This window comes from Mucilaginibacter sediminis (assembly GCF_051903035.1).
Classification (GTDB): Bacteria; Bacteroidota; Bacteroidia; order Sphingobacteriales; family Sphingobacteriaceae; genus Mucilaginibacter.
In genome coordinates this window covers 6,415,110-6,428,363 of the sequence record NZ_CP170602.1, presented here as the reverse complement: position 1 = coordinate 6,428,363, position 13,254 = coordinate 6,415,110, and the positions used below count along the sequence as shown (strand labels likewise).

10 protein-coding genes are annotated in these 13,254 nt (G+C 44.4%); 5 read left to right on the top strand and 5 right to left on the bottom strand.

Annotated elements, in window-relative coordinates; all coding sequences use genetic code 11:
* Nucleotides 1-44 precede the first annotated feature (44 nt).
* The 4 genes from ACFGVS_RS26625 to ACFGVS_RS26610 all read left to right on the top strand — a co-directional run bounded on the left by ACFGVS_RS26625 (nucleotide 45) and on the right by ACFGVS_RS26610 (nucleotide 6,634).
* Nucleotides 45-1,445 carry a TolC family protein gene (locus ACFGVS_RS26625; protein WP_439696279.1) on the top strand — a complete coding sequence of 467 codons (1,401 nt, stop codon included), beginning with the start codon at nucleotides 45-47 and terminating at the stop codon, nucleotides 1,443-1,445.
* A 19-nt stretch (nucleotides 1,446-1,464) separates the two neighbouring features.
* The gene (locus ACFGVS_RS26620) at nucleotides 1,465-4,710 is read left to right on the top strand and encodes an efflux RND transporter permease subunit (protein WP_439696278.1); all 3,246 of its coding nucleotides are present in this window, start codon (nucleotides 1,465-1,467) and stop codon (nucleotides 4,708-4,710) included.
* Nucleotides 4,703-5,833 (top strand): efflux RND transporter periplasmic adaptor subunit, encoded by a 1,131-nt coding sequence (locus tag ACFGVS_RS26615; RefSeq protein WP_439696277.1) that lies wholly within the window; start codon nucleotides 4,703-4,705, stop codon nucleotides 5,831-5,833. The genes ACFGVS_RS26620 and ACFGVS_RS26615 overlap by 8 nt, the downstream gene beginning before the upstream one ends.
* A 102-nt stretch (nucleotides 5,834-5,935) precedes the next feature.
* Nucleotides 5,936-6,634 carry a head GIN domain-containing protein gene (locus tag ACFGVS_RS26610; RefSeq protein WP_439696276.1) on the top strand — a complete coding sequence of 233 codons (699 nt, stop codon included), beginning with the start codon at nucleotides 5,936-5,938 and terminating at the stop codon, nucleotides 6,632-6,634.
* 270 nt (nucleotides 6,635-6,904) lie between these two features.
* Here the strand turns inward: ACFGVS_RS26610 and can are convergent, their stop codons facing one another.
* From can to ACFGVS_RS26585, 5 genes are all read right to left on the bottom strand, one after another.
* Nucleotides 6,905-7,567, bottom strand: coding sequence for a carbonate dehydratase (gene can / locus ACFGVS_RS26605; protein ID WP_274209507.1), 663 nt, complete (start codon nucleotides 7,565-7,567; stop codon nucleotides 6,905-6,907).
* Nucleotides 7,568-7,597: 30 nt separating this feature from the next.
* Nucleotides 7,598-8,344: a YoaK family protein gene (locus tag ACFGVS_RS26600; RefSeq protein ID WP_274209508.1), complete on the bottom strand. Its 747-nt coding sequence runs from the start codon at nucleotides 8,342-8,344 to the stop codon at nucleotides 7,598-7,600.
* 357 nt (nucleotides 8,345-8,701) lie between these two features.
* Nucleotides 8,702-9,424, bottom strand: coding sequence for a carbonic anhydrase (locus ACFGVS_RS26595; protein ID WP_439696275.1), 723 nt, complete (start codon nucleotides 9,422-9,424; stop codon nucleotides 8,702-8,704).
* A 95-nt stretch (nucleotides 9,425-9,519) separates the two neighbouring features.
* Complete coding sequence (locus tag ACFGVS_RS26590) at nucleotides 9,520-11,124, bottom strand: SulP family inorganic anion transporter (RefSeq protein WP_255369955.1); 1,605 nt, start codon at nucleotides 11,122-11,124, stop codon at nucleotides 9,520-9,522.
* Nucleotides 11,125-11,201: 77 nt separating this feature from the next.
* The gene (locus ACFGVS_RS26585) at nucleotides 11,202-11,534 is read right to left on the bottom strand and encodes a hypothetical protein (protein ID WP_439696274.1); all 333 of its coding nucleotides are present in this window, start codon (nucleotides 11,532-11,534) and stop codon (nucleotides 11,202-11,204) included.
* 108 nt (nucleotides 11,535-11,642) lie between these two features.
* Here ACFGVS_RS26585 and ACFGVS_RS26580 point away from each other — a divergent pair, with 108 nt between their 5' ends.
* Nucleotides 11,643-13,184, top strand: a complete 1,542-nt coding sequence (locus ACFGVS_RS26580) for an acyl-CoA carboxylase subunit beta (RefSeq protein WP_274209511.1) — start codon at nucleotides 11,643-11,645, stop codon at nucleotides 13,182-13,184.
* Nucleotides 13,185-13,254: the final 70 nt, after the last annotated feature.

Below are 13,254 nucleotides of genomic sequence, written 5' to 3'. Positions count from 1 at the left end.
TATATATGATACATCTACATTTGCCGTGTACAAATTACACTACAATGTTACAGATACCTTCAAAACAATTACTTCTGTTTTTAGGTGTTTTTTATGTCATCCAGGCTCAGGCTCAGCAAAAGGTTCTCAATATTAAAGATGCTGAACAAATGGCGCTCGCTAATTACGGTACCATCAAGTCGAAAGCTAATCAGTTAAACGCTGCCAGGGCATATTTAAAAGAAACACGCACAGAATATTTACCAGATGTAAGCATCTCGGCACAGCAAGACTACGGAACCGCCAATGGCCAAAACGGCCCGTTGTATGGCTATCATGGCCTTTCGGCGGCATCTTCGGGCCCTGCACTACCTAAGCAGAACTGGAATTCGGCATTTGGCTCCCTCTACCTAAGCAACGTAAGCTGGGATTTTTTCAGCTTTGGCAAAGCGAAGGAAAAAGTTAAGGTGCAAAGCCAGGTGGTTAACCGTGAACAGGCCGACCTGACCCAGGAAACTTTTCAGCACCAGATACGCGTAGCAAGTACCTATCTTAACTTATTAGCCGCCCAGCAGTTGCAAAAAGCGCAGGAAGATAACCTTAGCCGGGCTATCGAATTGCAAAAAGTAGTTACCGCCCGTGTAAAAAACGGCCTTAATGCCGGTGTTGATTCATCGTTGGCTAACGCCGAAGTATCAAACGCCCGCATAGCTTTAACCAACACCCGGCAAACAGTACAGGATCAAAGCAACCAGCTATCAGTTTACTTAGGCATCCCGGCGCAGGAGTTTGAACTGGATAGCGCCTTTATTACCAAAGCGCCCACAACCCTGGCCGCGCAAAGCGCTGTTGTTGTTTCAGATCATCCTACGTTACGCTATTACCAAAACCGGATAGGCGTGAGCGATGAGCAGGCCAAATACCTTAAAACGTTTGCCTTGCCAACTTTTAGCCTTTTTGGCGTTTACCAGGGCCGCGGCTCGGGCTTTAACTCCGACTATGGTACCAACCAAAGCAGTTACAGCAGCAGCTATGGCGCCGGTGCCGACCCTACCCGCTATAATTATTTATTCGGTGTGGCTATGGTTTGGAATTTTACAACTATTTTCAGGACACATTACCAGGTACAATCGCAAAAATTCACATCGGCACAATATAAAAATGATTATGACCTGGTAGCCCAGCAGCTACAGGCCCAACAATCATTGGCCGAAACCCGCATCAGCAACGCCCTTAAAAACTACAACGAAGTACCTGTTGAAGTAAAAGCAGCCAGCGATGCCTATACCCAAAAATACGCCCTGTACAAAAACGGGCTATCGAACATTGTTGATTTTACACAGGCACTTTACACACTAAACCGTGCCGAAGTTGATAAGTACATAGCGTCTAACAACGTTTGGCAGGCATTGCTTTACAAAGCAGCCGCCACCGGCGATTTTGGCTTATTCATTAATAATTTTTAAAACTGATACACATTATATAATGGGAATGATAAAAGGGGCGCTTCAAAAACCAATTACCATATTGGTTATAGTAGCCGGGTTGTTTTTTTTCGGGATAAATGCGGTGCGTACTATCAAGATCGACATTTTTCCGGATTTGAACCTGCCGGTTATCTATGTATCTCACCCATACGGTGGTTTTACCCCAAACCAAATGGAGGCTTACTTTGGTAAGCAATATGTTAACTTGCTGCTATTTGTATCGGGCGTAAAAAGCATCGAAACAAAAAACATACAAGGCTTAACACTAATAAAAGTTACTTTTTACGAAGGTACCAACATGGCACAGGCCGCGGCGGAGGTCACGGCGTACACCAACAGGGCGCAGTCGGCGTTCCCGCAGGGGTCGCAACCACCGTTCATCCTCAGGTTTGATGCCTCTACCCTGCCGGTTGGCCAGTTGGTATTAAGCAGCGCCACCCGTACCAATAATGAATTACTTGATTATGCTTCGGTTTATATCCGCTCGTCGTTTACCTCAATACCGGGTTTGGTTGCACCTGCGCCCTTTGGAGGTAACCAGCGCACCATTTTGATTAAAATAGATCCGACTGCGTTAAGGACCCACAATTTAACGCCCGACCAGATTGTTGCTGCCCTGCGCGAAAACAACCAGAATACCCCTGCAGGTAACGTACGTATAGGCGATTATAATTACCTGGCGCCATCAAATACCACCATTAAAAATGTAAAGGATTTTGGGGATATCCCGCTGTATAAAAACGGCATCCAAACTGTATTTATGCGCGATGTGGCCACCATTGAGGATGGGGCTGATATTACGAACGGTTACGCGCTTATCAACGGCAAGCGATCGGTTTACCTCCCTATTACCAAATCGGCCACGGCATCAACCTGGGAGGTAGTGCAGAATTTAAAGAAGGCATTACCACGATTCCAGGCCCTGGTACCACCGGATGTAAAGCTGTCTTTTGTGTTCGATCAATCGATTTACGTGATAAACGCTGTTAAGAGTTTGGCCGAGGAAGGTGCTATTGGCGCGGTACTTACCGGCTTAATGGTATTGCTGTTCCTGGGCGACAGGCGCGGGGCGTTAATTGTAATATTAACTATCCCAACCTGTATTATCTCGGCAATATTCTTCCTTTCGCTGTTCCATCAAACCATCAATATCATGACGCTGAGCGGGCTATCGCTGGCTATCGGGATCCTGGTGGATGAATCAACGGTGACTATCGAAAATATTCACCAGCACTTTGATATGGGCAAACCCAAGGCATTGGCTATCTGGGATGCCTGTAAGGAGATTGCTTTCCCCAAATTATTGATCCTTTTTTGTATCCTGGCGGTGTTTGCACCGGCCTTTACCATGACGGGGATCCCTGGCGCTTTGTTTCTGCCATTGGCGTTAGCCATCGGTTTCTCCATGATCATTTCTTACTTTTTGGCCCAAACGTTTGTACCCATCATGGCCAACTGGATTATGGTGAACAAGCACGAAGACCACAGCCATCCCGACGGCTTCGCGTTGGAGGATGAAGGCGAACCATGGGAGCAAAAAGAAAAAGCGATGAAGCTTGCGTTAGAGCATCACGGCGAAAAGGCTACCAGGTTTGACAAGTTCAGGGAAAGTTTTATGCGCCTGATGGACCGTATGCTGCCGGCCCGCAAGCTTATTGTAACCGCATATGTGATAGGTGCATTCGCCTTGGCTTTTTTACTGTTTAACATCATTGGGCGCGATGTACTGCCTAAAGTAAACTCCGGCACTTTTCAGGTACGTTTACGCGCGCCGGATGGTACCCGACTTGAACGCACTGAGATTATAGCGGTTAAAGCCCAGCATATATTGGGCGACATTGTGGGCAAAAACCACATTGCCATCACCTCAACATTTGTTGGCTCGCACCCCTCGTCGTTTTCAACCAACCCCATTTATCTGTTTATGGCCGGCCCGCAGGAAGCAGTTATGCAGATAAGCTTAACCGAGGATTACAAAGTAAATCTTGATGACCTGAAAGAAAAAATACGCTACCAGGTTGCTAAACAAATACCGGGGGTAAAACTATCTTTCGAACCGATAGAACTTACTGATAAAATTTTAAGCCAGGGCTCGCCTACGCCTATCGAAATTGCCTTATCCGGCAAAAACAAAAAGCAAAACCAGGAATATGCCTTTAAAATTTTAGATAAGCTAAAGGATATTAAATACCTGCGCGATGCACAAATAGGGCAGTCATTTAATTACCCTACCATCGATATCAATATCGACAGGCAGCGTGCTGCACAATTGGGTGTTGGGCTCAACGACATTTCCCGATCGTTGGTAGCCTCCACATCATCATCAAGGTTTACCGAAAAAAATAACTGGATTGATGAAAAGGCGGGCCTAAGCTACCTGGTACAGGTACAGGTACCAGAGTACCAGATGAGCAGCCTGAATGATGTGCGCGAGATACCGGTATTGGCCAACCAGGCCCGCCCGGTACTGGGCGACGTTGCCGATATTAAAACAGGCATTACCAATGGCGAAAACGATAACATTGGCGCTATCCCTACCCTATCGGTAACGGCCAACTTATACAATAAAGACCTGGGTACCGCAACAACCGATGTACAAAAAGCAATTGACGCTTTAGGGAAACCGCCCCGCGGTTTAACTATTGAAATGCGCGGGATGAGCCAAACACTAACAGCTACTCTGGATAGCCTGCAATCGGGCTTGATAGTGGCCATCCTGGTAATATTCCTGATGCTGGCTGCAAATTTCCAGTCGTTTAAAATGTCATTGGTGGTATTATCAACAGTGCCGGCGGTGTTGTTTGGATCATTGTTTTTAGTAAAAATAATGGGGTCGACACTCAACCTGCAATCGTACATGGGTATGATCATGTCGGTAGGTGTATCCATCTCAAACGCCGTATTGCTGATAACCAACGCCGAAGAATTACGCAAGCATAATGGCGATGCATTAAAATCAGCCCGCGAGGCAGTTGCCCTACGTTTACGCCCTATTTTAATGACCAGTTTGGCCATGATTGTAGGGATGGTGCCCATGGCATCGGGCCTGGGCGAAGGGGGCGATCAAACATCGCCATTAGGCCGGGCAGTTATTGGCGGACTTATAGCCTCAACCTTTGCAGCTTTACTGGTGTTACCCCTGGTTTTTGCCTGGGTACAAGCCGATGCCACAACCCAATCCGTTTCGTTAGACCCAGAAGATAAAGAAAGTAAATTTTATGTCCCTTTACATCATCATGAATAAATTTAAAAATAAACCGATACTTATCCTTGCCGCTTTTGCTATTGCTTTAAGCTCATTAGGTGCTTGCCACTCTGATGATAAGGAAAAACAGGACCAGCAGGCTGAAGAGCAAACGCAGGCAGCTGCCGAAACACCAACCGTTGAACTGGTGACGGTAGCCAAAGGTAAATTAAGCAGCAGCATTTCCATCCCCGGCGAACTGATCCCTTACCAGCAGGTTGACCTTTATGCAAAAGTTAACAGCTACGTTAAAAAACTTTTGGTTGATATAGGATCTGAAGTACACGCCGGCCAGTTGCTGGTAGTGTTAGAGGCACCGGAAATAAACTCACAACTTGCAGGTGCGCAATCGCGCATTAAGCAATATGAGGCCGTTTATTATGCCAGCAAAGCAACTTACGACAGGTTGGTAAGCACCAGCAAAACTCCAGGAACTATTTCGCTTAACGACCTGGAACAGGCCGAAGCTAAAAAGAACGCGGATATGGCTAACGTAGAAGCTGCCAAATCAGCCTTAAAAGAAGTATCGGCTAACCTGGCTTACCTGGAGATAAGGGCTCCTTTTGATGGTGTTATAACCAGCCGTAATGTAAACCTGGGCGCTTATGTAGGCCCCGGTGGTAAAGGATCTGATCCGTTGTTTACTTTACAGGATCAAAACAGGCTGCGTTTGGTGGTATCGGTACCCGAAAACTACACCGGATCATTAAGCAATAAAAGCGAAGTAAATTTTACCATAAAAGCTTTACCCAATGAAAAATTCACTGCCCAGGTAAAACGAATGGCCGGCGCGCTTGATGAAAAGCTAAGAGCCGAGCGTTTGGAAATGGATGTTTACAATAAAAGCAAAAAGCTATTGCCGCATATGTTTGCCGAAGTTAACGTTCCGCTGCCTGATGGCGACAGCACTTTTGTGGTAGCCAAAACAGCAGTTGCAACCTCGACAGAAAAAGTATTTGTAATAAAAGTGGTAAACAATAAAGCCCAGTGGGTTGATGTAAAAAAAGGCCTTACCTCGGGCGATATGATGGAGATATTTGGCGATCTTAAACCCGGGGATAAACTGGTAAAAGTTGCCAGCGATGAAATAAGGAACGGAAGCAACGTGAAGGAAAAGCAGTGAGTTTGGTGAGTGGTGAGGAGTGAGTGGTGAATGGTTAATAGCATAAATAAGACGTGCAACGTTTTAGCCGGCCGATGCGTCTTATAAACAAAAAAGATGATCATGAAAAAACTTATCTTCTCTGGGATGGCATTGCTGCTTACCACTTTCATAGCTGTTAATGCATCTGCGCAAGTGGTTACACGAAGTGTATCGGGCTATACAGGTATTGCCTGCGGCGGCCCGTTCAATGTATTTATAAAAATTGATGGCACAGAAAGCATTAAGCTTGATGTAGATGCCGATGTAGTGAACGATATTAAAACCGAAGTAGAAAACGGGGTGCTAAAGGTTGAATTTAAAGATCATTGGAACAAGCACAACAATATTAAACGCGCCAATATTTATATTACGGCTAAAACGTTAAAATATTTGGGCAACAGTGGGTCGGGTAATGCAACCGTAGATGGCGTATTAACCGGCGATAACGCCAAAGTAGCATTGAGCGGTTCGGGCAATGTTAAAACCGCGGTTAAGTCGTCAACACTCGATTTACGTTTAAGCGGTTCTGGTTCTATCGATATTAAAGGAAGCACCGGCATGGCTGATGTAAACATAGCAGGATCTGGCGAGGTAAATGGCAAAGAACTGAAAACCGAAACCGTAGAAGCCAGGATTGCAGGTTCGGGCAGTGTTAATATCATAGCCAATAAAACTGTGTCGGCACGTATAGCAGGCTCGGGCAGTGTTTTATACTCGGGCAACGCCACAACCGGCGAAACAAAATATATGGGATCGGGCAGGGTGAGTAAAGTAGACTAATGTTTAAGTCCTTAGTCTTGAGTCAAAAGTCAATTTATTGTTGTTGACTTAGAACTATCCGTCATTATGTGATTAACATAGCACAAAAAAGTATATCACTTATTTTCAAAAGGAAAGAGGCTGTATCATAAATCAAAATGACCGTCTGAGAATCGCCTGTACGAAAATTGCCTCCATCAGGTACCCGAATAAATCACACAAAAAAGAGGCTGATCATGATTTATGATACAGCCTCTTTCCTTTTAAGGTTATTTTATAGAGGCTATAATATCATTCAAACTTAAACACATCACCCAGGTTGGCGTTATCGCTGGTGCTCACTTTCATATCTTTAATTTTGCCGGTGCTTATGCTGTATACCCAGCCGTGTACGGCCAGCGGCTGCCCATTTTTCCAGGCATTTTGCACTATGGAGGTTTTGCAAAGGTTATAAACGTTTTCAATTACGTTTAATTCTACCAGGCGATTGGTACGTTCCTGCTCATTTTCAATAGCGTCAAGTTCCTCTGCATGCAGGCGGTAAACATCTTTAATGTGGCGCAGCCAGTTATCTATCAAACCAAATTCGTGATTACTCATAGCGGCAATAACGCCTCCGCAACCGTAATGGCCTGTTACAATAACGTGTTTTACTTTCAACACATTTACCGCATAATCCAATACCGATAACATATTCATATCCGAGTGTATCACCATATTGGCAATGTTACGGTGTACAAATATTTCGCCCGGCGATGTATTAGTAATCTGGTTTGCAGGTACCCGGCTATCAGCGCAACCTATCCAAAGTACCGGCGGTGTTTGGCCGTTGGCCAATTTTTTAAAATAGTCAGGATCTTCGGCCAAAGCATCGGCAATAAATTGCTCGTTACCTTCTAAAAGGCTTTCGTAAGTAATATGGCTTGTGTCGTGTATTAATTTTTTGGCACACATAGTTTTTAGTAGATTATTGTTAGATAGTTTTTATATCGATCTGCCTTTATCGGCCCAAAACAAACGGGTTATTTTGTGCAGCGCAACGGGCGATAAATCATAATATAATATCGTAAGCAAAATTAATGGAATGAAGTAAAAAATTGCAAAATCGTACAGATTAAATAAAAATCCGCCGGCAATGGCCCCGATAAAATAAAAAGAAAGCACCGTTAGCCGAACGATAATCTTATTTCGGATAACCGTTGTTTTCTCTACATTAGGATGTACCCATTCTGAAACATCGCCCCCCAGATCGGTAAATAAGCCAGTTAAATGGGTAGATTTTATCAACCCGCCCGATATGGTAGATACCAGGCTATTTTGCAAGCCCATACAAAAGATAATAACACCTATAACAATTTCGCGTTCCAGGTCAGTCTCTTTATAAAAATTATGCCCATAAATAGCCACGAATAAGAGCAAAACGATCTCGATAATTATTGGTGTAGAATGCGCCCGGTACCTGCTCTTATACTCCAGCGAACGCACAATAAAGTTAGATAAAAAGGCACCGGCAAAAAACAGCAGCAGCCAAATTACAAATACGATGATCTCTCTGAAGTTTTGCTCCACAATATGCTTGGCCAGGTTAGCCACGTGGCCGGTAATGTTGGATGTAAAGGCCAAAAACGCAACCATACCGGCCACGTTGGTAACACCCGATACAAAAGCTGTTGACGACGCCAGCAATAAATTTTGTTTAAGTGTGCGTTCTTCTTTTGATTGCCTTAGCATAGGTAGCCGTTGTTTATAACCAACGGTTAAAAATAGTATAAAAAAATCAAAAGCCTCTCCTAAACAACGAAGCTTTCATGAGTACAAAAAATATTAAACTGCGATCATCCTCTTCAAAGAAGGAGACTTTAAAATAAGGTTAGTGGCTTGAAAAAGTTATCCTCAAATAATCGTATCAACAGGAGATTTAATACCCCCCTTTCTATCTAATATAAAAATCAAAGTCCTCTCCTTTGGAGAGGATTTAGGTGAGGCAATAAAAAACCCCGGCCATTTTCATGAGCCGGGGCTAATCAAACATAATAAACCCCAGATGCCAATCAAACAAAGGGAGGCTATTTCAATCAAACAAAAAATTTAGTGCGAGGCCACAGCTTCAACGCTATCCAGCTCATACACATAACCTAAATTGTGCGGGCTGCTGCTGCTCACTTTAATATCCTTCACTAAACCGGTACCTAAATCTATTACCCAACCGTGTACTTCCAGGTCGTGGCGCTCCATCCAGGCATTTTGGATAATGGATGTTTTGCACAGGTTATACACCTGCTCACTTACATTCAGCTCTACCAACCGGTTTAGCTTTTGGGTTTCGTCGGTAATACGGTCAAGCTCATGACTGTGCAGGCGGTACACATCTTTAATATGGCGCAACCAGTTATCAATTAAGCCAAACTGCTTATTGCTCATTGCCGCGGCAACGCCGCCGCAGCCGTAATGACCGGCAACTATCACATGCTTTACTTTAAGCACGTTAACGGCATAGTCAAGCACGCTCAGCATATTCATATCCGAGTGTACGCATACATTCGCAATATTCCGATGCACAAATACCTCGCCCGCTTTGGTGCCTGTAACCTCGTTGGCAGGTACACGGCTGTCGGAGCAACCTATCCACAATACCTGTGGCGACTGGCCTTTAGCCAGGTTAGTAAAAAAGTTGCTGTCTTCTTTTAACTTTTTATCAACCCACTCGGCATTGCCGCGGATAAGGGCTTTGTAGCTATCGGCCTGGGCCAGTTGTATGTTGGTGGTATCAATTACCGGTTTATCGTTTTTTTTATTTTCTATAAGTGCCATGATGTTTTTCTTTTTTAATTGTTAATTACTTGTATTGCTAAATCTGTTTAACGGCGATGTGCCGCAACTTAAAACTGATAACGCAATACTCAAAACTAATTAGGGTTATACATTAATTCTTTTAAAGGAGGTACATCGTACTTGTCCTTTATTTCAAGTAGTTGCACCACTATGCCCTTGGTATAGGCATTGTGTTTGTAATTGTGGATGATCTCGAGCACATCCGGATCTATGTAACGCGAGTTGGAGCCGTCGATGATCACGTCAGTTCCGCTTGGCAGACTGGTAAGCGTAATTTGTATGGCTGCTTTATTTAAAAAGGATACCTCCTCGGCCAGTTTAATCCTGATCACCTTTTTATCGCCGTTTTTAGTAATCTGGTAAAAATACGGGTTGCGTAAATTGGTGCGCAGTATGTAAAAGATACCTACAAGCATGCCAATACCAACCCCTATCAACAGGTCGGTTAAAACAACGGCCACAATGGTTACCACAAACGGAATAAACTGGCTAAGCCCCTGGTGCCACATGTGTTTAAACAGGGCAATACGCGCCAGCTTATACCCTGTCATGAGCAGGATAGCAGCCAAACAGGATAAAGGGATTAAATTGATTAATACCGGGATAAATAACAGCGATATTAATAAAAGTAAGCCGTGAACCACGGCGCTGGTTTTGGTACGCGCGCCCGAATTAACGTTGGCAGACGACCGAACGATAACAGCTGTCATAGGCAAACCGCCTAAAAGGCCGCTGGTAATGTTACCTATACCCTGGGCTACAAGCTCGCGGTTAGTTGGCGAAATGCGTTTAATCGGGTCTATCTTATCAACGGCTTCCAAGCTAAGCAAAGTTTCAAGGCTGGCAACCACGGCAATTGTAAAGGCGGTTATCCAAACCTGCTTGTTACCAATGCTGCTAAAATCTGCCGTTTTAAAAAGGGCAAAAAACTCGGTACTGCTGTTTACAATAGGTATGTGTACAAATTGCTTGTCAAGCAGTGCCAAACCTGTATTTTTAAATGCCAGGCTTAAGGCAATGCCCGCCAATACAACCAGCAAAGGCGCGGGCACCATAGCCATTTTTTTGAATTTTGGCCAATATATCATCAAAGCCAATGAAACTATGCTGATAATTACTGCCCCGTAGTTAATTTTACTCAACGCGCCCAGCACACCTGAAAAACTATTGTGTTCATCGGCCTGGTTAAAGCCTTCATCACCTTCAAAATCGGCATCGTAGCCCACCGCGTGCGGAAACTGCTTCATGATCAGGATGATGCCGATAGCGGCCAGCATGCCTTCAATTACCGCCGACGGAAAGTAATTGGCTATCGTTCCGGCCTTTAAAATACCCAGCAAAATCTGGAAAATGCCAGCCAGTACAAGCGCCAATAAAAATGTCTCATATGCACCAAGGCTGGTTATTGCGTTTAATACAATAACGGTTAAACCAGCGGCCGGGCCGGCCACGCTAAGCTGCGAACCGCTCAACGAGCCTACAACTACACCGCCAATGATACCGGTAAGCACACCGGCAAATAATGGTGCGCCCGATGCTAAAGCTATACCAAGACATAAGGGTAACGCTACCAGGAATACAACCAGACTGGCCGGAAGATCGCGTTTTAAGTTTTTGGGCAAAAAGTATTTTTTTAGGTTAAGATTGCCCATGGCAAATCCACCTTGCTTAATTGACATAAGAAATGTGTTTGAATAAAAATTTAAATGAATTGTAAAGCGTTACAGCCCGGATAAGAAATATCCGGTTAAATCATTTAAACGTTGGGCGGGGGAGTTGGCACTACCGGATGGTAGGTTTGTATATACAGGGCATGCTCCATATTGTGAAGCACTTTAGTTTCTGCAACAAAAGTAATGAAATCAATACTGTGTAAATCGTACTCGTCAAAAACCTTTTTCTCTTTAAATACATCCTTATCGGGCGTATCCTTTTCGGCTTTTGATTCCTGCTCTAATTGCAAAATTACCGCGCTTACGGCTTTGCTGTCAAGATATAAAAATACAGGCGCAAGTGATAGGGCCATCTTTAGCATAAAGACCCCCATAAACATTGCAACTACCAGTATTTTAAATTTCCTGATCTTCATTATCACAAATATAATGAAAAATCCTTCCTGAGAAAGCATGTCACAGCAGTTTTATGTACATCTTACAATTTAATTACTATTTTTAGCATGTTACAAACAACCTGAATTGTGAATAAAAAGCTCGGAGTATTAAGACAAAAACGCCAGAAGGCATTTGAAGGCGGTGGTGCGGTACGTATTGAAAGTCAGCATAAAAAAGGGAAATTAACAGCACGCGAGCGGCTCCATTTTTTAATGGACGAAGGCTCGTTCCAGGAGATTGGCATGCTGGTTTCTCATCGTTCCACAGATTTTGGGATGGAGAAAGAAAAATACCCCGGCGATGGTGTTGTAACCGGTTATGGCACTATTAACGGGCGATTGGTTTATGTTTTTTCGCAGGATTTTACCGTTTTTGGCGGCTCATTGTCAGAAACACATGCCGAAAAGATTGTGAAGATCATGGACCTGGCCATAAAAAACGGCGCACCGGTTGTAGGCCTTAATGATTCTGGCGGTGCCCGCATCCAGGAAGGGGTTGTATCCTTAGGTGGTTATGCCGATATATTTTATAAAAACACCATGGCATCGGGTGTGGTGCCTCAAATTTCGGCAATTATGGGCCCTTGTGCCGGAGGTGCGGTATACTCCCCGGCCATTACTGATTTTATTTTAATGGTTGAGCATACCTCATACATGTTTGTAACCGGGCCGAATGTGGTTAAGACGGTTACCCATGAAATTGTAACATCCGAAGAACTGGGCGGTGCAACAACCCATGCCACCAAATCGGGCGTTACCCATTTTGCCTGCACAAACGAGATTGAGGCTATCCAAAACATCAAAAAACTGCTAAGCTATATGCCACAGAATTGCGAGGACAGGGCCCCTGCCCTGCCTTATGATATTGGCAACGAGCTTCGCCCCGAATTAGATACACTTTTGCCCGAAATAGCATCAACTCCTTATGATATCCGCGAGATTATTGATCATGTGATAGATACAGGCTCGTTTCTGGAGATCCATAAAGATTTTGCCGAAAATATTGTTGTTGGCTTTGCCCGCCTTGCCGGCCGCAGCATAGGCATCGTGGCCAACCAGCCCGTATTTTTGGCCGGAGTACTGGACATTAACAGTTCCACTAAAGCTGCCCGCTTTGTGCGCTTTTGCGATAGCTTCAATATACCTTTGCTGGTATTTGAAGATGTGCCCGGCTTTTTACCGGGTACCGACCAGGAATGGAATGCCATTATCACCAACGGCGCCAAACTGCTTTACGCCTTTTGCGAGGCTACCGTTCCGCGTGTTACTGTAATTACCCGCAAAGCCTATGGTGGCGCTTACGATGTGATGAACTCTAAACACATTGGTGCCGATATGAACTATGCATGGCCATCGGCCGAGATTGCTGTGATGGGGGCCAAAGGCGCTGCCGAAATTATTTTTAAGCGGGAAATCAGCACAGCCGAAGACAAGGAAGCCAAATGGAAAGAAAAGGAGCAACTATACTCCGACACCTTTGCCAACCCATACCGCGCCGCCGAACGCGGATTTATTGATGAGGTAATTGAACCCGCCGAAACCCGCCTTAAACTCATCCATGCCTTTAAAATGCTGGAAAATAAAGTGGTAAACAACCCGAGGAAAAAGCATGGGAATATGCCGTTGTGATAACCGTCGTCTGCGATAAAAAAATTAATAGTAATTAAACTTTTTATTGTTGTTGTAGTCATTGTAACAA

Excerpts from the sequence above, each read along its gene's own strand:
- ACFGVS_RS26615 (WP_439696277.1), top strand. The coding sequence starts at position 4,703 with ATGAATAAATTTAAAAATAAACCGATACTTATCCTTGCCGCTTTTGCT.
- ACFGVS_RS26610 (WP_439696276.1), top strand. The coding sequence starts at position 5,936 with ATGAAAAAACTTATCTTCTCTGGGATGGCATTGCTGCTTACCACTTTC.
- can (WP_274209507.1), bottom strand. The coding sequence starts at position 7,567 with ATGTGTGCCAAAAAATTAATACACGACACAAGCCATATTACTTACGAA.
- ACFGVS_RS26595 (WP_439696275.1), bottom strand. The coding sequence starts at position 9,424 with ATGGCACTTATAGAAAATAAAAAAAACGATAAACCGGTAATTGATACC.
- ACFGVS_RS26585 (WP_439696274.1), bottom strand. The coding sequence starts at position 11,534 with ATGAAGATCAGGAAATTTAAAATACTGGTAGTTGCAATGTTTATGGGG.
- ACFGVS_RS26590 (WP_255369955.1), bottom strand. The coding sequence starts at position 11,124 with ATGTCAATTAAGCAAGGTGGATTTGCCATGGGCAATCTTAACCTAAAA.
- ACFGVS_RS26620 (WP_439696278.1), top strand. The coding sequence starts at position 1,465 with ATGGGAATGATAAAAGGGGCGCTTCAAAAACCAATTACCATATTGGTT.
- ACFGVS_RS26625 (WP_439696279.1), top strand. The coding sequence starts at position 45 with ATGTTACAGATACCTTCAAAACAATTACTTCTGTTTTTAGGTGTTTTT.
- ACFGVS_RS26600 (WP_274209508.1), bottom strand. The coding sequence starts at position 8,344 with ATGCTAAGGCAATCAAAAGAAGAACGCACACTTAAACAAAATTTATTG.